General features: G+C 37.7%; 19 protein-coding genes and 2 tRNA genes. 16 read left to right on the forward strand and 5 right to left on the reverse strand.

Going from position 1 to position 26,237, the window contains the following annotated elements; translation table 11 throughout:
• Positions 1-10: 10 nt before the first annotated feature.
• Together ACM2FC_RS04920 and ACM2FC_RS04925 are read right to left on the reverse strand one after the other, a co-directional pair.
• Entirely contained in the window at positions 11-1,048 is a 1,038-nt protein-coding gene (locus tag ACM2FC_RS04920; protein ID WP_498479747.1) for an HD domain-containing phosphohydrolase, read from the reverse strand.
• 311 nt (positions 1,049-1,359) lie between these two features.
• Positions 1,360-1,590: a hypothetical protein gene (locus ACM2FC_RS04925; protein WP_498479749.1), complete on the reverse strand. Its 231-nt coding sequence runs from the start codon at positions 1,588-1,590 to the stop codon at positions 1,360-1,362.
• Between the two features lie 341 nt (positions 1,591-1,931).
• Here ACM2FC_RS04925 and ACM2FC_RS04930 point away from each other — a divergent pair, with 341 nt between their 5' ends.
• The 7 genes from ACM2FC_RS04930 to ACM2FC_RS04960 all read left to right on the forward strand — a co-directional run bounded on the left by ACM2FC_RS04930 (position 1,932) and on the right by ACM2FC_RS04960 (position 9,200).
• A complete protein-coding gene (locus ACM2FC_RS04930; RefSeq protein ID WP_498479751.1) occupies positions 1,932-2,708 on the forward strand; it encodes a substrate-binding periplasmic protein in 777 nt (258 codons plus the stop codon).
• Positions 2,709-2,717: 9 nt separating this feature from the next.
• Positions 2,718-3,698, forward strand: a complete 981-nt coding sequence (locus ACM2FC_RS04935; RefSeq protein ID WP_498479752.1) for a chemotaxis protein — start codon at positions 2,718-2,720, stop codon at positions 3,696-3,698.
• Positions 3,699-3,954: 256 nt separating this feature from the next.
• Complete coding sequence (locus ACM2FC_RS04940; RefSeq protein ID WP_498479753.1) at positions 3,955-4,620, forward strand: DUF2726 domain-containing protein; 666 nt, start codon at positions 3,955-3,957, stop codon at positions 4,618-4,620.
• A 141-nt stretch (positions 4,621-4,761) separates the two neighbouring features.
• A complete protein-coding gene (locus ACM2FC_RS04945; RefSeq protein WP_498479754.1) occupies positions 4,762-6,726 on the forward strand; it encodes a PAS domain-containing sensor histidine kinase in 1,965 nt (654 codons plus the stop codon).
• A 195-nt stretch (positions 6,727-6,921) separates the two neighbouring features.
• Positions 6,922-8,886, forward strand: coding sequence for an ATP-binding protein (locus tag ACM2FC_RS04950; RefSeq protein WP_498479755.1), 1,965 nt, complete (start codon positions 6,922-6,924; stop codon positions 8,884-8,886).
• 123 nt (positions 8,887-9,009) lie between these two features.
• Positions 9,010-9,086: transfer RNA gene (locus ACM2FC_RS04955), tRNA-Val, on the forward strand.
• A gap of 37 nt (positions 9,087-9,123) precedes the next feature.
• Positions 9,124-9,200 (forward strand) — tRNA-Val (locus ACM2FC_RS04960).
• A 528-nt stretch (positions 9,201-9,728) separates the two neighbouring features.
• Here the strand turns inward: ACM2FC_RS04960 and ACM2FC_RS04965 are convergent.
• Positions 9,729-10,319: a hypothetical protein gene (locus ACM2FC_RS04965; RefSeq protein ID WP_498479756.1), complete on the reverse strand. Its 591-nt coding sequence runs from the start codon at positions 10,317-10,319 to the stop codon at positions 9,729-9,731.
• A gap of 592 nt (positions 10,320-10,911) precedes the next feature.
• Here ACM2FC_RS04965 and ACM2FC_RS04970 point away from each other — a divergent pair.
• Together ACM2FC_RS04970 and ACM2FC_RS04975 are read left to right on the forward strand one after the other, a co-directional pair.
• Complete coding sequence (locus ACM2FC_RS04970) at positions 10,912-12,936, forward strand: glycogen debranching protein (protein WP_498479757.1); 2,025 nt, start codon at positions 10,912-10,914, stop codon at positions 12,934-12,936.
• A 210-nt stretch (positions 12,937-13,146) separates the two neighbouring features.
• Positions 13,147-15,828, forward strand: coding sequence for a glycoside hydrolase family 3 protein (locus tag ACM2FC_RS04975; protein WP_498479758.1), 2,682 nt, complete (start codon positions 13,147-13,149; stop codon positions 15,826-15,828).
• A gap of 12 nt (positions 15,829-15,840) precedes the next feature.
• Here ACM2FC_RS04975 and ACM2FC_RS04980 read toward each other — a convergent pair whose 3' ends face one another.
• Positions 15,841-17,151 carry a DUF3131 domain-containing protein gene (locus ACM2FC_RS04980; RefSeq protein WP_498479759.1) on the reverse strand — a complete coding sequence of 437 codons (1,311 nt, stop codon included), beginning with the start codon at positions 17,149-17,151 and terminating at the stop codon, positions 15,841-15,843.
• Between the two features lie 313 nt (positions 17,152-17,464).
• Here ACM2FC_RS04980 and ACM2FC_RS04985 point away from each other — a divergent pair, with 313 nt between their 5' ends.
• Positions 17,465-18,091 (forward strand): hypothetical protein, encoded by a 627-nt coding sequence (locus ACM2FC_RS04985; RefSeq protein WP_498479760.1) that lies wholly within the window; start codon positions 17,465-17,467, stop codon positions 18,089-18,091.
• Positions 18,092-18,609: 518 nt separating this feature from the next.
• On the opposite strand, the gene ACM2FC_RS04990 is transcribed toward ACM2FC_RS04985, so the two are convergent.
• The gene (locus ACM2FC_RS04990; RefSeq protein ID WP_498479761.1) at positions 18,610-19,638 is read right to left on the reverse strand and encodes a hypothetical protein; all 1,029 of its coding nucleotides are present in this window, start codon (positions 19,636-19,638) and stop codon (positions 18,610-18,612) included.
• 162 nt (positions 19,639-19,800) lie between these two features.
• Between ACM2FC_RS04990 and ACM2FC_RS04995 the strand changes: the two genes are divergently transcribed.
• From ACM2FC_RS04995 to ACM2FC_RS05020, 6 genes are read left to right on the forward strand one after another with little or no spacing between them, the layout of a single operon-like run.
• Positions 19,801-21,057: a PP2C family protein-serine/threonine phosphatase gene (locus ACM2FC_RS04995; protein ID WP_498479762.1), complete on the forward strand. Its 1,257-nt coding sequence runs from the start codon at positions 19,801-19,803 to the stop codon at positions 21,055-21,057.
• The gene (locus ACM2FC_RS05000; protein WP_498479763.1) at positions 21,009-21,341 is read left to right on the forward strand and encodes an anti-sigma factor antagonist; all 333 of its coding nucleotides are present in this window, start codon (positions 21,009-21,011) and stop codon (positions 21,339-21,341) included. Before ACM2FC_RS04995 ends, ACM2FC_RS05000 begins: the two co-directional genes overlap by 49 nt.
• Before the next feature lie 14 nt (positions 21,342-21,355).
• A complete protein-coding gene (locus tag ACM2FC_RS05005; protein WP_498479764.1) occupies positions 21,356-22,480 on the forward strand; it encodes a nucleotidyltransferase family protein in 1,125 nt (374 codons plus the stop codon).
• Positions 22,481-22,498: 18 nt separating this feature from the next.
• On the forward strand, positions 22,499-22,993 hold the full coding sequence (locus ACM2FC_RS05010; protein ID WP_498479765.1) for an ATP-binding protein: 495 nt from the start codon (positions 22,499-22,501) through the stop codon (positions 22,991-22,993).
• Between the two features lie 47 nt (positions 22,994-23,040).
• Positions 23,041-24,906, forward strand: coding sequence for a glycosyltransferase family 2 protein (locus ACM2FC_RS05015; protein ID WP_498479766.1), 1,866 nt, complete (start codon positions 23,041-23,043; stop codon positions 24,904-24,906).
• Entirely contained in the window at positions 24,896-26,218 is a 1,323-nt protein-coding gene (locus ACM2FC_RS05020) for a DUF3131 domain-containing protein (RefSeq protein WP_498479767.1), read from the forward strand. The genes ACM2FC_RS05015 and ACM2FC_RS05020 overlap by 11 nt, the downstream gene beginning before the upstream one ends.
• Positions 26,219-26,237 lie beyond the last annotated feature (19 nt).

Genomic DNA, 26,237 nt, shown 5'->3' on the forward strand with positions numbered 1-26,237 from the left:
GGGAAATCCTTTATACGTCGTCCTTAAAAGACTCTTTTATTTTTATAATTTCACTCATTTTGCTGAGAAAAATGGACACTAAGTCTGGATCGAAATGTTTGCCAGCTTGTTCACTAAGAAAGGATTTTGCATCCTCAATGCGCCAAGCTGGCTTGTATGGTCGTCCACTGGTCAAGGCATCAAAAACGTCTGCGATGGCCACTATACGAGCACTCAAAGGAATTTCGTCTCCTGCAGTTCCGTGAGGGTATCCGCTGCCGTCCCATTTTTCATGATGATAAAGAGCGATCTCTTGGGCCATTTGCAGTAACTCAGAATCACTATTGCCGATAATATCTCCGCCAATTTGAACGTGTTGTTGCATCACTTCCCACTCTTCAGGATCTAATTTTCCAGGTTTTCTTAAAATGTGGTCTGGGATGCCAATCTTGCCGATATCGTGCATAGGAGAAGCATGAAATAGTAGCTCTATCCAATCTGCACTCACGTCTAGTTGTTGGGCTAAAAGCATCGAATAGTGACTCATTCTTACTACATGCATTCCTGTCTCGTTGTCTTTATATTCGGCAGCTCGGCCCAACCGTTGAATAATTTCTAAACGGCTTTTTTCTAGTTGCTCTGTCCTAAGTCTAACTTGACTAGAAAGCGCTAAATTTTGGTCATACAAGGAAATATGTGTTTTAACGCGAGCGAGTACAATCGGTGGGCTCACAGGTTTTGTAATATAATCTACGGCCCCAAGTTCAAATCCTTTCTGCTCATCTACCGTATCTGTTTTTGCTGTGACAAATATTATCGGGATATTCTCTGTAAATGGATTGGACTTAAGCTTTTGCGATACTTCATACCCATCCATTTCTGGCATCATGATATCGAGTAAAATTAGATGTGGTTTAGGTATGGTATTCGCTATTTGTATTGCTTTTGGCCCATTTGTCGCAGCCTTAATTCTGAAATCATCCGAAAGAATACCGGAAAGGGTATGTATATTATCCGGGATATCATCAACAATAAGTACGATAGGTTTTTCTTTTTGTTCTTGTTGCATCCTAAAACCTCCGCATTGAGTGACGCCGTAACTAATTAAGTGTGTTCGTTTAAAGTTTGACTAAGTCTTTATGAAAGATAGTTTTGTCTGGCGTTTATGCCATGTTTTATTGGGTGAGATGTGAGTTAATCATGGAGTTTATATCCATAAATAGAATAATTTGCGTTTGATCCATATTTGGAGGGCAGGGGTGGGATGAAACTGAAGAAAACACAAAACCAAAGCCAAGTTAGAAAACAGTACTACTGGCTTAACGTAAGAAGAGAATTAAAATCAGAGGGGCTAAATACTTTTGGCACCCTCTGATAAAATTATTTTAACGAAGGACAACAAAATTCAGCTCGCCAAAGGACCTTCCTAGCTCCACAGCATTTCATCGTGCTAAGTACCTCTTTCCCTGACATCTGGGGGTACGAATCGATAATTTGCATCTCTTTGTTCTGAGCGTTGCCCCGATAAACACGTATATGCGTGAATGTATCACTTAGACGTTCTGACAGCATTGCTTTTGAAAGGCAAATGCCAAAAACGTCGCGTGTCATTATTTTTTCCTTTAACCTTGCCATACTTTTGTTCCTTTGACTTTTTATACGTGTGGAACACGGCATTATGATTGTATTTTATTGCTCGCGAACGCCACACAGAGTCTTAATAATTTTTCACTAGATACATACTGATTATACCTCCTTGAAATTGCGCTTGCACAAATATTGTACAGTCTGTTGTGTGAGGTAGTGCATAAAACTTGATGTATGAAACTATATGAATTACTGACTATTAAATTTGCCTGCTAGCTGAGTGATATCTGACTGAGAGCTAGACTATTACTGAATGGGCTCCTACATTTTAATGATAAATGGATTAGTAGTTATTTGAGGTGCAAATGGATTGGGGTCTCCGTTCAGCGTTAGCTGTGGGCTTAGTTTTCTGTGCCACCTTAGTTGATGCCAGCCACTCAAGTTCACTAGATAAGTTAAGTTATGTGACCGAAGAGTACCCTCCTTACAACTACACCTCTGGTAACGAGCTATCAGGTATTGCAGTTGACTTGTTACTTAGAGCTTCTGAGATTTCTGGTGATTCCATATCTAAATCAAGCATTTCAATCTTGGCATGGTCGAGCGCGTATCGTGAGGCGTTGGTTAACAAGAATACCGTTTTATTCTCGACAACAAGAACTAAGCTTAGAGAGACGTTGTTTCAATGGGTAGGGCCTATTGGAAAAACTCGGATTGTCGTTATGGCTAGAAAAGAACAAGGCATCACAATTAGTTCTCCCGAGCAGTTGATGAATTACTCCATTGGTGTGATTCGTGACGATGTGGGCGAACAACTCTTGTTAGAACTTGGAGTACCAAGGGAGTCAATGCAAGAGCGCAATAATGCGCAAGCCTTAGCTAAATCCTTAAAAAAAGGTCGTATTGACCTCTGGGCCTATGAAGAAAATGTTGCTCGGTGGTGGTTAGAAAAGTCTGGTTATGAGCAGCAAGACTTCGAAAGTGTCTATCTGCTACAGGAAGGTGAATTGTACTACGCTTTTAATAGGAATATAGATAGCGTTTTGATTAATAAGCTACAACGAGCACTGAATATCATCAAAGAGAATGTTGGTCAAAACGGATTAACGGAATACCAAGTGATTTTGAATAAATACCGGTGAAGAAACTTTATGACAACTTCAAGCAGCACAATATTGACCGAAAGCGGCACAAATGAGTTAGAAATAATTGAGTTTCACTTAAAAAAGCAGCTACCTGATGGTGGAACCAAAATTTGTTACTACGGTATCAATGTAGCTAAGGTTAGAGAAGTGATTCAAGTGCCGGAAACAACGGACTATCCGAATGCTCAACCCCATATGATTGGTGTGTTTTCCTCGCGAGACATTTTAACTCCATTGGTTGATTTAGGTGGTTGGCTTGGTGTTCCAACCCCAAAAGACATTGAGAAAAAGTTTGTGATAGTGACGGACTTTAACAAGATGACCAACGGTTTTTTGATAGACAGCATTAGCCGCATTCATAGAATTTCTTGGAACGATGTTGAATCTCCAAGTCAATTTCTTGAAGCCGGGGAGCAAGACTGTGTCGTTGCCGTCGTGAGAAAAGACGAAAACCTCATTATGATTCTTGATTTTGAAAAAATTATTGCTGATATCAACCCAGAATTGAGCATGGAAAAATATGACATCACTGTTGACCGCTCGGTCGATCTTAATCAAAAAATGGTGGCTAAACGAAATGCTAAAACCATTATGGTAGTTGATGACTCTGCTTTCATTCGTAGCTTAATTCAAGACACTCTGTCATCGGCTGGTTTTAACATTATCGCTTGTAAAGATGGTGGAGAAGCTCATGAAAAACTTCTTGAGATACAGAAAGTATCTGAGGAAGAAAATGTTCCAATTTCAGAAATAATCAATGCCGTAGTGACTGACGTAGAAATGCCGAAAATGGACGGCATGCATCTTGTTAAAAGGTTGCGTGATAATGAAGTTTATACCGATTTACCGATAGTTATGTTTTCTTCGTTAATGAGTGAAGACAATAGAGCAAAAGCTTTGGCTCTAGGTGCCAACGATACGATTACCAAGCCGGAAATTGGTAAAATTGTGGCAATGATGGATAACTATATCTTTGGTGAAGAGTGACAATGTTTATTTTCTTTTCTTGGTAGGAGCTTGTTCGATTTGCAACGTTTTTTTACCTTAAATACCTATTCTTGCGCTTCAACGAAGTTTCAAAGTGAGTGAACAGGGCTTATATAAAGAATAAATGTGCGTAGATCCAGATTTGTGATTTATACAGACTTCCTAGAACAGAATCAGTCGACTTTACCTCGGATTCTGCCTCTTCATATCATTTGTGTATATACTAGTTGAAATTTGTTAAATATCAGGCGAATAGATGGAAAGCGTAATTATAATTTTTGTCCTGTTGGTCATATTTTTTATTTTGGCGCAAAAGAAGCTGGTTAAACAAGATACTCTCAATGAGTGTAATTACAAAAAGAAAGGCCCGTTACTCAACTTAAAACAAGGTGCTTTTTATAACGCATTAACAACGGCTGTAGGGGAAAATGGGGTAGTTATGACGAAGGTCGCCATGACAAGCGTTATTGGGCCAGAAGCAAGAAGCAAGAAACAATGGTTTGTTGCAAATCAGCGGATAGCCAAAAGCTATTTTGACTTTGTAGTGTGTGACCCTCGCACTATGGAAGTTCGAGTCGTTATCGAGCTAGACAACGGATTAGAGCTAAATAAAGGGAAGGTTGAGCGTGAAAAACTACTTATGCATGTATGTAAATCCGCCAATATTCCTCTTATTGGTACCTCAATTAAACATAGCTATCAGGTTAGTAGGCTTCGAAGGTTGTTGGCAGCTCATATCGATCTCATAGAGGAAGATGCAGATATTAGGTTTTGCAAAAAATGTGGTAGCCCAATGGTGGTGAGAACAGCTAGTGCGGGGGAGTTTAAAGGACGACGATTTTTCACCTGTAGCCGTCAGCCTCAATGTACGTACACCGAAAACTACAACGTAGTTTATGAGAGTGATGAAGGAGACTATTAGGTTTAGAGGGAATAAAGTAGTAGCTACACTAGTATTAAGCTGTTTGCCTATCAACCAATATAACTGGAAATTCTGAACCTTACAGCCATACTGAATAAAGCAAAAAGGTAATGCTCTGGAAAGCCCAAGGATGATTATTTGATGTGGGGATTATTGGCTAAGTCCAACAAAATATTTAACCGAAGAAGCCTGTCCAATAGGATTCTGTTTTATATTTTGCTTTGTAGTACAGTCCTAGCACTTGTCATTACTGGAATTCAACTGCTGTGGGATTATCAGCACGACGTTAAGCGTATTCGGAATAACATCGATCAGATTGAAGCTAGCTTTATCGAGCCTATTGCGGCCAGCTATTGGAGTTTGGATGAAGACCAAATCCGAGTGCAAGTCGAAGGAATCATGAACTTCCCCAATATGACTTACGTAATGGTTTCTGAGGGGACTGAAGAAAGTGATGCGCCTTTGATTGAGAGAGGGACACTGACCGATAGCTTTGATATTCAGCGAGAGTTCGAGCTGATTTTTGAAGGGGAGGTTGTTGGTCGGTTGCTAGTGGCCGCGTCACTAGATGAAGTTTACAAACGTTTAATAGAAAAGTCCGCGCTGCTATTAATCAGCCAAATGATAAAAACATTCATTGTTTCAGTAGCGATTTTATGGATTATTTACTTAATTCTTATTCGTCATCTAAACCGAATGGCGAATTACACTTATGCCTTGGATTTTGAGGAGCTTGGTAAGCCTTTAAAGCTTAAGGGTAGGGATTCGGAAAAGAAAGACCGTGATGAGTTAGACGTTTTAACGTCAACCATAAATAGAATGCGTGAAAAAATTCATACTGAGCTTGATGAACGCAAATCAGCGAACCAGCAGCTTAGTACAGAAAAGGAGTTTTCTGAAACCGTCATAGAGTCTTCAAGCACCGTCATTTGTTGTGTAGATAAAGAACTTTCTATTCGGACAATAAATAGCGCAGGAGAAAAGCTGACAGGTCTATCTAGGGATAAATTGAGTGGTAAGAACTGGATTGAAATATTTACTGTTGATGTTGACGCCGACTTGCTTGCTTCTCAAATCCAAAACACGGCGAGTTTACACGAGCAAGAACTTGACATGCAGACGCCTGACCAGTGCATTAATACATTGATTTGGAGTTTCGTCCCATTCTATCAGCAAGGCCAATTACAGCAGTATATTGCTTTTGGTTACAATGTCACTTCTATGAAGAGAATCCAAAATGAGCTTAATACTCTTAACGAAAGTTTGGAAACTAAGGTCGCGGAAAGAACGGAAAGCTTAGAAAACAGTAATAAACGCTTGGCAGAAGCCTTTGAACAGCTGAAACAAACTCAGTCAATACTCGTTGAGTCAGAAAAGATGGCGAGTTTAGGTAGCTTGGTAGCGGGTATTGCTCACGAAATAAATACCCCTTTAGGAATCAGTTTGACGGCGGCTTCGTTTTTACGTGATCAATCAAAAGACCTTTCAAGAGTGTCTGAAAGTCGAGATCTAACTGATGCTGATATTGAAGATTTTACCGCTGGAATAAATGAGTCTACCGATCTTTTAATTGGTAGCTTAAATAGAGCTTCGCAACTCGTTCGTAGCTTTAAACAAGTTGCTGTCGATCAGTCAAGTGAAGCTTGTTATCGATATAACGTTGCGGATAATTTACAGCAAGTTCTTACTTCTCTAAATCACAAACTGAAAAAGTCTAATGCAGAAGTTATCACAGACTGCAACCCAGACATTACGATAACAAGTTTCCCAGGAAGCTTTGCGCAGATTTACTCTAATTTAGTCATTAACTCGCTTATTCATGGATTTGATAACTGGGAGGGAGATAGAAAAATCTATATTTCCATAGAGCAAAAGCAAGATCGCCTGTTTATAGATTATCGGGACACCGGGAAAGGTGTTGACAAAGAAATGGCTGATAGAATTTTCGATCCGTTTGTTACCACCAAGCGGGGTGCCGGAGGAAGCGGGTTGGGCACACACGTAATATATAACTTAGTGGTACAGCTACTTAAAGGAAACATTGTCTGTGAATCAAATGTGTCTGAAGGTGTCAGATTTTTGATTGATTTACCATATAAAGCCTAATACAAGATGTTGAATTTTATATTTGGCACGTAACTATTGTTATTTGGTTGAAAATTTAAAGGTTTGTAGGAGGAAATGGATGGACAAAATTGGCAATTTTTCTACCTCAGTCCATACTTTGTTAGTAGTGGATTTTACTTATGGCCGAAACCCATAAAGGGAAAAGAATGATGTTCCTTAGCAAGGATAATGTGGATGCCTAGATTCAAGCCCAGCTTCAAAAAAATCGCTGGTCAGCATAGCCTTTCATTCCGCCTACTTTCATACATACTCCTTTGCAGTAGCTTACTCGCCGTGCTTATTACTGCGATCCAGCTATTTTGGGACTATCGTCAAGACGTTGGTCAAATTGAAAATAGTATCGATCAGATTGAAATCAGCTTTTTAGAATCTATCGCAACGAGCTATTGGAACTTGGATCAAGCGCAGGTCGAAGTACAGCTCGATGGTATTATGCGATTACCTAATATGCAGTACGTGGTTGTAAAGGAGATATTGGGTGATGCTTTAGTGCCACTTATTGAGCGAGGAAAACTACAAAAGAGTTATGACATTAGTAGAGAGTTTGATTTAGTTTATCAAGGTCAAATGGTTGGGAAATTGTTTGTCGCAGCAACCTTGGACGAAGTATATGACCGTATTTTAAATAAATCTCTAATCATTTTAGTTAGCCAAGCAATTAAAACATTTGTCGTATCTATAGTCATTCTCTGGCTCATTTATATGATTGTGATTCGTCATATTAATAAGCTTGCTCACTATACCAAGCACTTAGACTTAACACCGAGTGGTAAACCCTTGCTGCTAGAAGGACGATCAAACTCAAAAAGGGTATCTGACGAGCTCGATATGTTAGCTGATACCATTAATAATATGCGAGAAAAGATCATCGATGAACTCGAAGCGAAGAAACTATCAAATATACAACTCCAACAAGAACGAGATTTTTCCGATACGATAATTAAAACTTCCAGCACGATCATCTGTTGCCTTAACGAAGACATGACGATAGAAACCATTAATCCCAGTGGTGAAACGATCACAGGTCTATCATCTAAGCAACTGCTAGGTAGGAATTGGCTAAATCTGTTTGCTCGAGACGACAACAAGCAAGGTATAGTTGATAAGATTCGCTACAGTGGGAAGATAAAAGATCTGGAAATTGTCATGATCGACCATGCAGGTCAACTTAGTACGGTCGTATGGAGTTTCGTTCCATTTCATAAAAATGAGCAGTTAGAGTACTACATTGGGTTTGGTTACGATGTAACTGACTTAAAAGAAATGCAAATGGAGTTTAAGTTACTCAATGAACAACTTGAACAAAAAGTGCGTGAACGGACAGCAAGCTTGGAAGAGAGTAATTTGCAGCTTACAAAAGCAGTCACCGAGTTAAAGCAAACTCAGGATATACTGGTTGAGTCTGAAAAAATGGCGAGCTTAGGTGAATTAGTTGCTGGCGTTGCTCATGAAGTTAATACTCCGATAGGCGTTTGTGTCACTGCGGCTTCGTTTTTAAAAGAGCAAACCGATATTTTTGACCAACAATTTAAAGATGAAAAACTAACCGAAAATGATGTACAAGGATTCATCGAATGTTTAAATGATTCCTCTGATATCTTATCTAATAGCCTTAATAGAGCATCTGAATTAATTAAAAGCTTTAAACAAGTTGCGGTTGATCAATCGAGTGAGGCTAGTTACAACTTTAATATGGCAGAAAATTTGGGGCAGGTTATTGCTTCACTGCATCACAAATTGAAAAAAGCACGTTGTGAAGTGGTTGTTGAATGTGAGAAAGGTTTAAATATGACTAGCTTCCCTGGAAGCTTCGTTCAAATTTATTCGAACTTGATTATTAACTCGATTATTCATGGCTTCGAGGACTGGGAAGGTGAGAAGAAAATCTATATCACGATCAAACGTAACGGTGACAATGTGTATATTGATTACCGAGATACTGGACGGGGACTCGATGTTGATATAGCCGACCGCATTTTTGATCCTTTTGTTACGTCCAAAAGAGGACTTGGAGGGAGTGGGTTAGGTACACATGTCGTTTATAATTTAGTTGTTCAATTGCTACGCGGCAAAATAGATTGTGATGCTGCAGTCAATGAAGGCGTGCGCTTCCATATTGTTATTCCATATACGCCATAATCGCATAGAAAGATCGAAAAATACCCAGCTCGGTGATATGTTCACCAGTTGGTTCATAATTCAAGAAATTGTACTTGCACCGCCACCAAACAATCGTTAATATCCTCCTCGTTCTTAAGGAATGGGTCCGTAGCTCAGTTGGTTAGAGTACTACCTTGACATGGTAGGGGTCGGCGATTCGAGTTCGCCCGGACCCACCACTCCTTAACGCATACTTATGCAAAAGAACAAAAATTTGGGTCCGTAGCTCAGTTGGTTAGAGTATCGCCTTGACATGGCGGGGGTCGGCGATTCGAGTTCGCCCGGACCCACCAAATTTAACAACAAAGCCAAGCGTTTAGCTTGGCTTTGTTGTATCTGGAATCCTTTTAAATTTACTTCGTTTTTCTTCTTTGAATTCTAAAATTTGAATTGAATATCTATTCCACTTTATATAATAGTTTTGTATGACCATGCTCTGGGAGGCTAAACAGGCAAAGTGGTTATAGTCTGAAGTTATGTTAAGTTAATTTGGTTGTAACCATCTGATTCACAGAATAAGTTTATTGAACTGAGTTAAGTGAGTAAAATCACCAACGAAGTACACTATGATAAACAAGAAAAACGTACTTTCCATTCTCCTAAATTGAAAGCAGAAACTCTCAAGCGTGGGTGCTGCTCCCGCTAAACAACTGTTTAAGCCCAATTGACTTTGAAAAGCAAAATGTCGCTAAGTTCAGTGTCCAGTCTAGCTGGAGCAGCTAATGTTCATCCGATCAAAGCACGGAAAGAACTGGTTCGATACCATAGAAATTGAAAAGAGTCTGGTATGACTGGCATCATTTTAAGCTGAAATATTAGGTCTAGATTGAACCAATACTTATAATATCATTCATAATTTTAATACTAGATTTTTCAATGTATGCATCTATTTTTTTTAGTTTGGCTTTAGAAATACTTTGTTTAACGTTGTCGTACTCTACAGCTATTTCAGATTTTGAAGTCTCGACACGTTTATTTGCTGTAAATAACTCCCAATTTGCTGCATGTAATGCTCTTTGATTGACTTCAGTATCATGTGCTTCTACCGCCAGCTGTTTAGCTTTTACATCTGACTGACATGCTTCAAGTTTAGACTGGCTTAGTTTCAATTCAGATTGTGCAGCTTTAAAGCGTCTAAGATAGAAGTCATCTGACCATCCTGTCAAAGTGTTTTTCCAGCCCTCATACTTATCTGTCTTATATATAACGTCCAATTTATAACCAGGATAATACTGGGTATACTCTGAAGCATATATTTTATTTGTACACGGAAATGCTACGCTAAAGTAATTCCCAAGTGTCACTTCAGATTTATTCCCTATAACTGTACTTATCCACTCTGAAGACTGCGTGCTGATCCCTTCAGATGTGGTAATTTCTACGCCGGGAGCTTGGTTTTTTTCTTCACTCATAGTTTGGGCTCAATTAGTTTAAAATTCAATCGGTCAATTAATATCTTAAATATCATTCATTAATTAAACATAAAATGCCTAACAATTTTTGCATCATAAATATAATAAATTTATAGGTTGATAATGAAACTTAAGATATTTCTTGTAATATATAATATAATTATTAATTTTTTATTTCTGAAAGAAAAATGGCAGTTTTATAGGAAAAGAACCGATTAACCTTGACGATGAATGAAAAGAAAACCCTTTACAATTGAGAGTCCTCCGTCGCTTTAAGCGCAACATCTGTTATAAACTAAGCTGATAGGAGTCATTGCCTTTAGTTTTTAACGGATGAAAAAGATCATTTACTCCAAGGTGTTTATGTATTCCGAGAGAACCTACTTATCTTTGAACTTTGCGACCGAGAAAATCAAACCTCTGGCTAGTGCACATCAATATTAACTATATTGTTTATAGTATTTGCTGCTTTTATTATATGAACCACATATTTTAATTGAAAGTAATTAAAGTGTTAACTGAGGGAAATACAAAACTTAGCAATGTGTTATTTTAAACATAGATTGAAAATTATTAACGGTTGGGTTTTAGCATGGATTGTGAAGCGTTAGAATTGTATACATGGGTTGGTAGTCCTTATCCTTTAGGTGCGTCGGTAAAAGGACAAGGAACAAACTTTAGTGTTTATTCAAAGTCTGCTACTAAGGTTATTTTAAATTTATATGACTCCGAATACGATATTAACCCTAGTCACCGGCTTGAATTGGATACTGCAATTCATAAGCAGGGAGACTACTGGTGTATATGGGTATCAAATGTAACGCATGGTCAACTATATAGCTTTAGTGTCGTTCATGAAGATTGCCCAAACGAGCTGTGTTGTTCTTTAGTGGACCCATATGCTAAGGCAATGGTCATACCAAAAGGTTATAACCGCACATCTAAGACTCACCTTGATTCTATTAAAAGCCAAGTCATAGACGACTCGTTATTTGACTGGGATGATGACATACCCCCGCGTCATCCATACAAAAAAAGTGTTATATACGAACTTCATGTTGCAGGCTTTACTAAGCATGAGACTTCTAAGGTAAGTGAAAAGCTCCGCGGCAGCTACTTGGGGTTGATAGAAAAAATAGGCTACTTGAAAAACCTAGGAGTTACGGCAGTTGAGCTTTTACCAGTCCAACAATTTGACTCACTAGATGCACCAAATGATAGATACAACTATTGGGGCTATAGCCCAATAAACTTTTTTGCAATTCATGCTGGATATGCCAGTGATGGTAAGGCAGAAACTGGTATTCATGAATTCAAAACCTTAGTTAAAGCATTACATAAAGCAGATATAGAAGTCATTTTAGATGTAGTATTTAATCATACAGCGGAAGGGGGAGAAAAAGGTCCAACATTGAATATGAAAGGTTTCGCACCTGATTCATACTACATAATGGATACTAACGGCCATTGTAATTATAGCGGCTGTGGAAATACAGTTAATGCAAATAACAGTGTAACTCGTAGAATGATCATGGATGCTTTACATTACTGGGTTTCTGAGATGCACGTTGATGGATTTCGTTTTGACTTAGCCTCGGTATTGTCCAGAGATAGTAATGGGTTTCCGATGTTAGAGCCACCCCTTTTGTTGTCTATAGATTCTGACCCGATACTTTCTGGAATAAAAATTATTGCTGAAGCATGGGATGCCGGTGGATTGTACCAAGTTGGAAGTTTTGTTGGAGAACGCTGGGTAGAATGGAATGGTAAATTTAGAGACGATGTCCGAGCGTTTTGGAAGGGTGATGAAGGTAGTGTTGAGTCATTTGTGCAACGTTTTATTGGTTCTCCAGATATCTACCAAGAAGTAACTCACAGTGAGAATAGATCTATTAATTTTGTTTGCGCTCATGATGGGTTTACGTTGAATGACTTGGTAAGTTACAACGCAAAACGTAATCTTGATAATGGTGAATCAAACAGAGATGGAGAGCAGCATAACCTATCCTGCAATTATGGTGTAGAAGGACCAACATGTGACCCAATTGTTGAGGGGATTAGAAATCAACAATGTAAAAATATATTAGTTACTTTATTTCTATCGCTAGGAACTCCAATGCTAAATATGGGAGATGAATTTAGAAGGACGCAAATGGGTAACAATAACGCTTATTGTCAAGATAATATGATAAGTTGGGTGAACTGGAAAAACCTTGATGAATACAAAGAATTGTACTCTTTTGTCAAAAGTTTAATTATGTTGCGCATTAGAACTCCATCTGTAGAGTGGAATACGCATGTTTCATTGCATGATACGGTCAGAAATGCAGACATAATGTGGCATGGGGTAAAACCATATGAGCCAGATACATCGACCTTTTCTCATTCTATAGCACTTTCACTATATCACCCAATACTAAACTTGCGTATTTACGTTGCCTTTAATGCTTACTGGGAAGATCTTTCTTTCCAAATTCCTAAACCTACCGATGGTGAGTGGTATGGTTTAATAGATACGAGTTCAGAGAGTAACTTTTCTCTAGAAGATGCGAAAAAAGTGTTAACTACGGACTTGATTGTTAAAGCCAGAAGTGTATTCGTTTTGGTCGAAAAGTAGATATTGTTTGATACGAAAAATGATCACTTCTTTGGTTAGTTTTCTATGTATACAATATAGTACATTACTTAATAAACGAACCTGCTTCACTTTTTCAAAACTATGGTTGTCTTGAACAACATAAAAACAGTAAAGACAGCCTATTCTATACTAAAGAAATTTTATTAGATTGATGAATTAGAATATGGCGATTTTATAGAGGGTTTCGGAATGAAAAAACTTATTTTGTTTATTTCGTGTTTCTTAGGTAGCTCTTCTATTGCTTTCAGTGAAAAGCCGATCGTTGATTCAGAATCGAATTCCTTGCCTTATTTAAAAGAGTGGAAAGCTGTAAATAGTAAAATTGAAAAGCAGGCATACATAGAGGAACGTGTGGCAGACATTGTGTCAAAAATGACGTTGGGAGAAAAAGTTGGACAAATGATTATGCCTGAGTTTAATCAAATTAGTCCAGACGAAGCAAAACAATTCAAAATTGGCTCTGTACTTAATGGAGGTGGGAGCTGGCCAAATAAAAATAGAAACTCAACAGCACTCGAGTGGGCAAAAACTTCGGACAAATATTGGCTTGCTTTAGATGAGGCTTATGCAGGGCGAGGTTTTCGAATACCTTTTATGTGGGCTACTGATGCAGTTCATGGGCATAATAACGTACATGGCGCGACAATGTTTCCTCACAATATCGGTTTAGGGGCGGCAAACGACCCTGAACTTATTTATAAGATTGGTCAAGCAACTGCCACAGAGGTTGTTGCAACTGGCATTGATTTGACTTTCGCGCCAGCGGTTTCTGTTCCCCGAGATTACCGGTGGGGTAGAGTCTATGAAGGTTATTCAGAAAGACCAGATATTGTTTACAAATATGCCAACTCGATTGTCCGAGGACTACAAGGGGACGCAAAACAATTAAGATCCGAGTATAAAGTTTTAGCAACCGTAAAACATTGGGTAGGGGATGGCGGAACTTTTAAAGGTATAGATAGAGGGGTTACCAAGTATACTGAAGATTATATTAGAAATATACATGCACTGGGATATTATTCAGCTCTAGATGCAGGAGCCCAAGTTGTCATGACTTCATTTAACTCTTGGTTAAACAACTCTTTAAGGAGTAGAGAAAAAAATGTCCAAATAAGTGAAGAAAAACTGCATGGAAGTAAATACTTAATTCAAGAAGTTCTGAAAGATAAAATGAAGTTTGATGGCATTGTAATTACTGACTGGAATGGACATGGGGAAGTTAAAGGGTGTACTGCTTCTAATTGCGTTCAAGCGGTAAATGCTGGTAACGATTTATTTATGGTAACTGATAATAAAGATTGGAAGAACTTTTATTACAATGTAATCAAACAAGTAAATTCAGGCTTAATTCCAATGTCTCGTATTAATGATGCTGTCACGAGAATATTACGCGTAAAAATGAGAGCAGGTTTATGGGAGAAACCTCGTCCATCATACCGAGCTCTCGCAGGCATTCAAGAAGTATTAGGTGCTGAACCGCATAGAAAACTTGCTAGGCAAGCAGTTAGGGAGTCACTTGTTTTACTAAAAAATAATAAGAATTTATTACCATTGAAAAGTAAAAGCCAAAGTTATTTGTTAGTAGGAAGTGCGGTAAATGAGCTGAAGAAGCAGACTGGTGGTTGGACTATAACGTGGCAAGGGAGTGATGTTAATAATAGTGACTTCGATCATTCATCCACAGTTTTACAAGCATTTCAAAAGCATGTGGGTAAAAAAAATGTTTATACAGATATGGATAAAGCTCCTCGTGATGCAGTAGCGATTGTCGTTATGGGAGAGGAACCGTATGCAGAAATGTACGGTGATATAAAAGCGTATCAAACTTTGAGCTATGCAGAACTAAACGATAAAAAAGATTTATCTATTTTAAAGGAGCTAAAAAATAGAGGCTTTAAAACAGTAACAATACTTTTCTCGGGAAGACCCTTATATGTTAATGAAGAACTTAATTTATCCGATGCTTTTGTGGCAGCATGGTTACCTGGTACGCAAGGAGAGGGTATTATCGATGTGTTATTTTCGATAAATAACTACGACTTTAAAGGCAAGCTGTCGTACTCTTGGCCAAATAAAAAATGTGCATCTTCCATAAATAGTGCAAGTTTAAATATTCCAAACTATATCAGACCTGATTTTGAAGATGAGTACTTGAATTCAAACGTATTATTTCCATATGGGTACGGTCTATCTTATAAAGATAAACTACCAGAGTTGACTAAATTAACGTTAGATAAAAGGCTAGTTGGTTGTGGCGAGAGTGTGATAGGGGAAATACCTACTGTAAAATTTGATTTGTTCGGGAAAGGTGCAACAACGTTATTTGTGCCAAAGTTTAGTGGTAAAATAAATAAATGGAAGGAGATCTTCGTAAACAAACAGGAAAGTGTGTCAATAGGAAATGCACACATAACTCCGATTAACTATAAACACCAGCATGATGCGTTAGATATTGATTTTGGTAATAAATTTCCTATGCAATTTTATATTCAAACTCCAGACAAATCTGGAAAAAACTTGAGCCGTTTTTTACATGGAAATTATTCTCTAGAATTTGATATTAAGCCGAAAGGAACTATTCCTAAGTCATTGAAGCTTTCGTCTCATTGTACTTATCCCTGCGGTTCAGTGGCCAATATAGGTGGTGCTTTAAGCCAAGCCAAGCCAAACCAAGGTACTGATTGGATAACTATATCTGTTCCATTGAAGTGTCTAGCTGAGCATGGTGTTGATTTTACTAAGGTAAATACACCATTTCTTATTTATTCAGATGAAAGTTTTATGTTTGATATCGGGAGGGTTAGTTATGTTCCCCCTACAACGACTCAAATAAATGTGATGGACTGTGAGTTATTTAGAAACCTTAAATAGCTCTTAACTTATTTAGCTTGAGTCTTTACGAATAGGGCAATTGTATCTTGATAATATTGGAATATAGCCTCTGTGTTTAAACCAAAGCGCGACGAGTACTAAAGAATTAGTATTAATGTTGAAGGCTGAATTCATTGCTCCATTTTCGTAAATACCGGTTGGAATGTTTCTATATTGAATACTACTTTCTAAAACAGTGTTATACAGTACTTCACTAAATTCATCATCAAATAATACGCTGAAAGCGAAAGCTACCTTGTTACTGAATATTTGTGGGTTTTCTATTGGCAGTCCAGAAGGGCTGACACTAGTCCAAGGCTTTCCATAATATTGTATATTATTATATGCGAACCACGGGTTTTTATTCATAGCGTCTTCAGCATAGCTCGTTAATATATTTTTTTTAAGCCATAACGATTTGTGTAAATTGTAAACTGCATTCACTTGATTCCAATTACAGTCCACACCGTATTCTAATCCAGATAATACATAGGGGTCGCTAGTTAGAAAAGGAACGTTTCTTGTGTCAATTTGTATTTCTATCTCATTAATCTCTACAGTAGCAAGATACTTATTTAAATCGGGAAGTTCCACATCATAGCCATAAAGTCTAAAGCCTTCAGCAGCATATTGTAAATAACCATTACGACCTTCTTGGCGATAAAACTCGTTGCCATCTTGAAACTTTGTTCCATAAAGAGTCCCGTTGTGTACAGCCTTGTCTAATTTCCATTTATTTATGATCCCCTGAATTTTTGCTTCAAATTGAGGGTGTTGCTGAGAAAGAATTTTGAGCCAAATGAGTAATCGTCCTATATCTAGAGCAGACCATCCGTTTCCGTTAGTTTTTGTAGAACTGAGTTTGCCTGAAGGCATGCCAGTGTGAGTGCTGTATTCCCTATTAGGTAAGGTCTCGTTATAGAGAGGCATTACTTTTAACGTGTGTAGTGTTTTTTCTAGTTCAAATAAACTTCGCTCCTTGGTTTTTATTCCCAGTGCTTCCATCGCTAAGGTAGCAGCGATTCCACTAGCAATATCCCACATTGTAGAGTGCGGATAACCTTGAACTGAGTTCCACAGCCCTGTTTTTTTTATAAAGTTTTTCGTAAAGTAAAGCTTTGCTTTTTTAGCTAAAAGCATTTCATTTCTGGTTAACTTAACTATAGTTTGCTCTTTAGCAAAAGTTTCCGTTCTCACAGGGGAAGGTAACAAGGGGAGACTAGGTTCAATTTTTTGCTCTATCTTTTCTGTTCTGTTTATGACAGGGCTTATTGCTCTTCTTTGGTACTTTAGTTCGGCAACTTGCTTATTATCTTCTGACACTATATTCCTTTGGCCATAAAAACTTGGTCCATCATCTGCTAATGAGAAGCTTGAATAGACGATTCCTAAGGCCAAAAAGTAGTGATGAAAGCAATGCTTATTATAGGTTTTTACAAACAAATTTAGGTAGTTAATTCAAATTTTATTAAACTCATAGTAATACAGAATCGATGAAGTAGCACAGAGTTTGAAGAAATAAATCGAACCATTTCAAAAAATTTAATTGGCCTGTTGCGTTGAGTGCTGTTAAAATGATGAAAAAACGATTACGTTGTTTGGCTATATTTACTTTGATTTATGTTCGAGGGGATATATGCTTGACTTTCGTTGTGACTTACCTGATTTAGACTCTTTCCCAAATTTAGACTTCACTTCTAACCTTAAATACCTACCGTTAGTTAAACAGCTCTATAACCTAAATGGTGCTGCTGAACATCGAGTTCGCGACTATCTATTAACTCGATTTTTGAAACAACCAAATTTCGGTAAATTGGATGTGGCCGATGCAGCCATAGCGTTTTCATTTGGTGACAGTCATTGTGTCAATAGAAAGCTAGCATTTGAGATTGAAAGCATACATCTGTGCCAAACAAATGTTCGTTGCTTTTTACAGAAGGAAGTTGGAGAACATATACAGATAAAAAACTCAACAGTCATACAATCTGAGTCGTACCAAACAACATCAGATGTTGCAGTGACGATGTTAGAGCTCCAACGACCTTGTAACTTAGTTGTTGTTGCTCAATCATGGCATGCATTACGTTGTATTGAAGAGTGTCAGCGTTTGGGCTTCAATGTAGTCGCATACAGAGGTGTCGATGAGTTTGCATTTTATGATCCGCAACCGTGGGTAAGAAACCCAATCAACTGGATAATAAAGGAAAGTTTTCGAGAAGAAGCGTCTGGATATGAAATAAGTGAAAGGTTTAATTTGATGTAAATTTCAAAGAGTTTTTTAGAAACTGTGATTAACTAGTATTTATTTATAGCTATTACTTTTTAATAAATTGCTTTTATCCTAGACTGCCTCGTATGTTCTGCATAAGTGGATAGCACGAAGAAAGGCAATCAAGTATGTTGGATAATGAGCTACTATTTTGGTTAAGCTTCTATATTATTTTTTTGATACTAACTGTTATAGTCGGATATAGGAAAAATAATTTGATTGCAGGTGTTTTATTAGGGTACGTTCTTGGTCCTATTGGACTACTGATTTTATTGCTAAGTTTCGATCGAAAATATGGGAAATGTCCAAATTGTTTTTCAAAAATACCTAAAAAATCATATTTATGTTGTAAGTGCAAATGTAAATGTTATGGGAAAGTAATTTAGAATTTATTTAAATATTGTGTTTTGTAATTTATATACAAAAAGAAAATGAATAGCTTTGTGTTGAAGTAAATTTTTATTAAAGGCTTGAATAAATTTAACTATAACCTCGACTTTATTTGAGCACTTTTAGAAGGCAAAACTATATGAGATTGTTATACTCCCATCTTTGAATCTTCCCGTATTTTCTCCTCGCTCTGAACTTCTCCAACGGTTACCCGAATAGTTATTGTACTGTACTGTAATAGTTCCTGGTCGCCAATCAAAATATCCAAAACCATATGTATAATCAGGGTTCCACGGTTGTTGTTGAGATTTATCTAAATAATAAAAACCAGTCGCATTTACATACCAGTTTCCCCAGATAGAATACTTACACCCTAAACTTACAGTTTGCTGGTTTGATTTATATGTTGTCGATTCTAAATCAAAATATGTTGGTGTTAGGTTGTAGTCTATTTGACATCCAATTGCGCCACTTTTGGTGGCACTTAACCAATCAATTAAAGGTTCTTTTATAGGAAATTTCCACCCGAATGCCCAAGTGCCTTGTGAAAACTCTGTTCTTCTTTGTCCTGGGTCAGGTGAAAACCTATTTCCACCATAATTAGAATAAACCAAACTAAATGTGTAAGGGCGCCAGTCGCTGTAGCCAAATACATACGTAAAATCTGGGTTCCAAGCCTGTTGTTGATTTTGGTCCCAATAGTAGTATGCGGTACCTGAAATAAACCAACTTCCTGCAACTGTATATTTTAACGAAAGGGTAGAAGTTTTATTGTAATTAGTAGGCCCTTGAGTGCTTCCTGCTGGGCTATTGGTAGATTCAGTTTGCGCTAAAGGATAATTGTAACCGATATTCCCACTAAGGCCGTCTAAAAGGCCTTTCTTTTCCCATTCTTTATAAGGAAAGTCGAAGGAACTTTTAACGCCTTTCCAAATTTCATTTTCTTCATTATTGGAAACATTCCCGTTTGCTTCATCACTATAATGGTCATTATCTGAAAGCGATTTGTGGGAAAGTATTTTTGGTGCGTAAGGAGCCGTATTCGCTGTATAACTATCGGCATAAGTTTTGATGGAGAACATCAATGAAACTATTACAATCCCAATACTTAAAGAAAAATTTAAAACACAATACAACATAATGATAATCAAACCACATTTCACCAGAGACAATTAAAAAACAATAAGAAATTACTTGCAATGCTACATGTTGAATCTAATCTATTCTAATACAAGTCATTTCAAAAGCCGCGATTCGAAACGGTAGTCATGATTTGTGAAGTAGCGTCAGTAAAACGGTTTTAAAGGCTAGAAATGCGTAAAATATTATTGGTGGACGATAGTCTCACCACCCTCACTTACATGAGCTCTGTGTTAGCGAAACGCGGCTACGAAGTCTTGATTGCAAAAAATGGGCGTGAAGCTTTAGACATACTTGAAGCGTCGCAAGATATCCAGTTTGTATTAAGCGATTGGATGATGCCTGAAATGACCGGAGTTGAATTATGTATGACATTAAAAGCAACAGATTACAATCGTTACATTTTCTTCGTACTACTATCCACAAAAAATGATCAAAGTTCGATAATCCAAGGCATAGATTCTGGGGCCGATGACTTTGTGGATAAGAAAACTTCAGTAGAAGAGCTCGATGCTAGAATTAGAGCTGGATTCAGGACATTGAATCTCCACAATGACTTGCTGAAAAAAAATACCGCTTTAGACAAGGCCTATGACACGATACGTAGGGATTTGGACTCAGCTGGTGAACTAATTAGACATATACTTCCAAAGGACAAATCTTTTACCTATGTAGAGCTCAGTTACTTCTCGCTGCCTAGCGCTCAAATTGGTGGAGATATGTTAGGGTATATGCAGCTAGATTCTCAAAATATCGCATTCTATCTGCTAGATGTTGCGGGGCATGGCGTTTCTTCAGCACTTATGTCTTTCTCGATTCAAACAAGTTTATCTGTATTAAATAGCTCCTCATCAATAGTTTTAAATAACAGCGATGGTAATAAACAAATATCCAGCCCTGAGGAAGTTGTCGCGCGTTTGAATGAGATGTATATGAGTTCAGGTAGTAACATCATGTATTTTACTATGATTTATGCGATTTTAAATACTACAACAGGCAAGCTTTCCTACTGCTGCGCTGGGCACCCCCCTTTTATTTGGTTTCATAGTGCAGACAGTGAAGCAGAGTTAGTTGGCCACGACAATTTTGTTGTTGGTGCTTTTGAAAACATTGAATACCAGTCCGCTAATATTCAACTTAATCCAGGCGATAAAGTTTGGTTTTATTCTGATGGGATAACAGAGGCAGATAATGGCAAACAGCAATTTTCAGAAAATGGTTTGAAAGAAGCGATCGAAGTATTGGGACCATATAAAACAGAGCTTCAGACTGAGCTTCTCGTTAATAAGGTCCGAAACTGGCAAAACTCAGATGAATTTGAAGACGATGTCAGTGTACTGGTAGCTGAGTGGAAAGGATCAAGTAACACAGGAGATGAACAATGCAATATGAACTTAGTCAACAAGGCAACAGCACAATTCTTCAGATAAAGGAAGAAAGATTTGATGCGAAATTGGCGCCAGAGTTTAGAGCCGAAATTGAGGCGTTAATGCCTCAGTTATCAGAGAAGATAATACTAGACATTGAATTTGTGAAATTTATGGATAGCAGTGGACTGGGCTCTGTTATGGGTGTTTACAAGTTACTACGAGATAAAAATATTTGTGTTGCTAATGCCCAAAAGCCCGTACTTGACCTATTTAAACTTACTCGAATGGACAGGCTAATTAAAAATTATCCCACAGTTGAAGAGGCTGTAGTGACTACTGCGTAAAAAAGGACTAGAAGATGAAAGGAATGATTTTAGCAGCAGGTAAAGGGACGCGAGTACGTCCTATAACACAAATGATTCCCAAGCCTATGATACCCATCTTGGGTAAGCCAGTTATGGAGTCGATGATCGAACTTTTTGCTCAGCATAACATTAATAAAATAGTTATAAATACGAGTCATTTAGCTGAGGTGATAGAAGACTACTTTGGCGACGGTCATCATTTCAACGTACAGCTGTCATATTCATATGAAGCCGAATATGTAAATGGAAAAGCTGAAAGTAAAGCATTGGGCTCTGCAGGAGGTATGCAAAAGATACAGCAATTTTCTGGTTTTTTTGATGAGACATTTGTTGTTGTGTGTGGAGATGCTTGGGTTGACGCAGATTTATCTGAGGCAATTAGGCAACATAAGAAAAAAGGTGGAATAGCTACAATTATAACCAAAAATGTAGCGCCAGAAGACGTCGAAAAATATGGCGTAGTTGTCACGAATGCTAAAGGTCAAGTGACTAGTTTTCAAGAGAAACCATCCATTGATGAGGCTCTGTCTACTCAAATCAATACTGGGATATACGTTTTTGAGCCAGCGATATTTGACTTTATCCCCAAAAGTGGTTCTTTTGATATCGGTAGCGAGTTGTTTCCTAAGCTCGTGGAGGAAAATGTTCCGTTTTTTGCAGTAGAGATGAAATTCCAGTGGCTTGATGTGGGCAATATTAGTGATATTTGGAGCGTAACCAAGGAAATATTAGATGGGAAGGTACCAGGGTATTGTATGCCAGGTACTCAAATCAAAAAAGGGGTTTGGGTAGGTATTAATACTTCTATAGACCTTGCGAGCTGTGATATTACTCCTCCTATTGTCATTGGAAGTGGTAGCAAAATTGAACCAGGCGCAAAGCTTAGCGGACCGGCTCTCATTGGAGCTAACTGCCATATTGATTCTAACGCTACTGTAGATCGCTCGCTCATTTTCGACTATACGCACATAAAGTCTGGTAGCTATGTAGAAAGTCAGACAATATTTGGTCGCTATTGTATTGGTCATGATGGCACTCAGAATAACAATTTGGATTGGCAAAATTTACGAGCTCCTATTGAGCGAAATAACATGTCCGAATTATACAAGGCGATTTAATAATTAGGAGACTCCCAAATGACGACGACAGAGCGCAAAGAATTTGAGTTTTCCTATTCAAGTTCTTTAGATTCTTCCAGATATGCGGCTGAAAAGTTGAACACTTTTTGGAACGAAATCGGAATATCTCCAGGCTTAATCACTCAGTTAGAATTATGTGTTGTTGAAATGGTTAATAATACATTTCTGCATGCATATAAAGAGGAGGTCGGGCGTAAAATTGTTGTTAGATGTAAGTTAGAATGTCGATCTGGTGAAAATATAGTTCAGATAGAGATAATAGATTTTGGAGAAACAATGTCTCCTAAAGAACTTACCTTGGCATTGTCTAACGACTTTATGGAGGCCGATCCTAGTGATGAAAGCACCTGGGAAACTTCAGGACGGGGCTTTTTAATCGTGAGTAGTTTAATGGATGATATTACATTGAAGCGAAATGGAAATGAAAACTGCTTTATTTTGACAAAGGTTTTAAATAGTAATGATCTTTTAGATAGTGATTTAAGTCACTAATTTAATTAGCTTACATAGTATTATTTAGAAATTAGGGAAACCAAAGGATGGATAATTATTTTCTAAAATATGAAAGCCGCGTCCCACCGGAACCTGTGCCTCACAGTATATCTCGAGAGTTACTTTATCAATATTTTGCTACTTGTAATTTAACTTTAGGATTGTGGTATTTAGTTTGGCGTTGGGTATATGCTTTGAACTACGACGCACTTTGGTTTTCTCTTCCACTCGCATTTGCAGAGTCGTGTGCATTTGTTGGTTCTATTTTATTTACGTTTAATCTATGGAAAACAAAAGATGAGCCACAAAAGCCACCACCATTTAAAATAAAAGAATGCACCCCTGAAAACTCTCACTATGAAGATAGACCAATAAGTGTTGATGTGTTTTTTCCTAGCTATGATGAGGAACCAGATCTTGTAAAATTAAGTATATTAGATGCGAAGAAAATAAAATATCCTCACCCAATAGACATCAACATATATATTCTAGATGATGGAAATCGTCATGAGATGGAAATAATGGCGAAGGAAATGGACGTTGGTTACATTACTAGAGATAATAACATTGGCTACAAAGCAGGAAACCTACGCAATGCTATGGAGAAAACTAGTGGGGACTTCGTAGTCATATGTGATGCAGACACGAGACCTTTCCCATCTATTCTCGAAAATACTTTAGGGTATTTCCGTGATCCAGAGGTTGCTTGGGTTCAAACACCACAATGGTTTTTTGATATTCCAGAGGGTACAAGGCTACCAGATTTGCTAGAGAAAAAACTAGGAAGGTGGTCAAGGATATTTGGCAGATGTGTGGAAAAAGTTTATGGCCCAATCACTTTCGGGGAAGACCCATTTGTTAACGACCCCCAAATGTTCTACGACGTTATCCAGAGGCGTCGCAACTGGGTTAACGCATCATTTTGTTGTGGAGCAGGATCTATTCATCGGCGTGAAGCTGTAATGGAAGCAGCCTTGAGAGCTTACGCAGAACAGATAACAAAAGAGCAAGACGAAGTCGAGAAACAAATATTAAGAATGACTAGAGAGAAATCTCTCGACAAGAGTATTTCTGACAATCTGAGGGATGAAATTCTGTTCGATACAGAGTTCACACCATATAAATTTCATGTTTCCGAAGACTTATATACATCTATTGTTTTACATTCAGATAAAGATAAAAACTGGCGTTCAGTCATGCATCCTAAAGTAGAAAGTAAAATGTTGTCACCACAGGATTTACAAACGTGGACAGTTCAGCGTTTTAAATATTCAGGAGGCTCCATTGATATATTTATGAATGATAACCCAGTTTTTAGAAAAGGTTTAACATTCAAACAGAAACTAATGTACGGAGCAAGTTTTTGGTCGAACCTTTCCGCTATTTGGAATATTATCTTCTTATTATGTCCTATTGTATATTTCTTAACATCTATAGCTCCTGTACAAGCATACGATGTAGATTTTTATCTTCATTTCTTACCGTATGTATTAACAGCGGAAATCGCAATGATGATAGGAACATGGGGAGTAGCAGGTTATAAAGGAAAAACCAATTTTTTATCTTTTTTTCCAGTTAATCTTAGAGCACTAATAACTGTTTTGAGAGGTAAAAAAATAAGCTTTCCTACAACTCCGAAAGAAAGGCAGAAGGGGAATTTTATTAAACTTGTTATACCTCAGTTAGTCATTTTTTTGCTTAGTATTTTTAGTTTGGTTTTTGCTTGGCTAGGTTATTACTCAGGTTACTGGGGAAGTTACTCTTTTGGTGGATTAGTATTAAACACGTTTTGGATTCTAAATAATATTTTGGCTATGTGGGGTATGATGTCCGCGGCGTTCTGGAAACCGACTAATTCTGAGGAAACAAGCACTCAAGGAGAAAACCCGGAGGGATTAAAGTATGGGGTTTAAAACATCATTAGTCAAAGCTCGGCATCATATCGTATTTATTCTCGGGCTAGCGACTGCTCTATTCATTGCATTTTCTATCGAACATCGTCAAATAGATCACAAACTAGGCGTATTAGATATCACTCCATCAGATAATATTCCCTATAGAAAGTCGCGAGTATTATCTGAAGAAGAATTTAGTTGGGCTAAAATAGCTTGGCAATATTTTCAAAACAATTATCAAGAAAATACGGGCTTAGTAAATTCTGTAGATGGCTATCCATCTACAACTATGTGGGATACCGCGTCATATTTGATGGGACTGCTTTCTGCAGAAAAACTCAATATTATTACTGAGGAGTTATTTAACCAAAGAATGGAGAAAGTGCTAAAAACATTGGCACGACTACCTTTAGTCGACGGAAAACTACCAAATAAAGCATATAACACCCAAACGCTGGAGATGGTTGACTACTCTAATAATCCTAAAAAAAATGGTATTGGCTGGTCGGCGATAGATATCGGTAGAATTTTAGTCCCTTTGAACATTTTAGTTTGGCATTATCCTCAGTTTAATCATCAAGTTAACTCCATTTTAAATCACTGGAAAATAAGTGACATGATTAAGAACGGCTACTTATTTGGGGCTCGTCCAGCTCCTAGCGATAATTTTATGGAGTTGGTTCAAGAGGGAAGAATAGGCTACGAAGAATATGCGGCAAAATCTCTGGCTTTGATGGGGCGAGATGTTTTTAACTCTATGAAATATATTGATTATTTGCAAATGGTTGATATTTACGGGGTTAAAATCCCAACAGATCGTCGTGACCCAGCAAAATATCATGCGCACAACTATGTTGTAAGTGAATCTTATATTTTAGATGGTATCGAGTTTGGCTCTGACAGTGTATCCAAAGAGTTTGCATATCGTGTTTATAAGGCACAAGAAAACCGTTATGACAAGACTGGTATGTTAACAGCCGTCAGTGAAGATAATGTTGATGAACCACCGTATTTTGTTTACAACACCGTATTTTCGGATGGTAAAAAATGGAACGCAATTTCTGATGACGGGAAAGATCAGTCTCATCTGAAAACACTATCTACAAAGGCGGCTTTTGGATGGTATGCACTATACAATACCAGTTATACGAAGCTCCTAATTAATGATGCATCCAAGTTGATGTCAAACAAAAAGGGTTGGTACTCAGGGCGCTATGAGTCAGATGGACGCATTAACAAAGCGATAACCGCAAACACAAATGGAATTGTATTAGAGTCATTGGCTTATTTAGAAAATGGTCCATTACTGACTATTGGCCAACAAAATTAGTAGCTGGGAAGAATGACGT

Source organism: Vibrio sp. A37 (assembly GCF_059777565.1).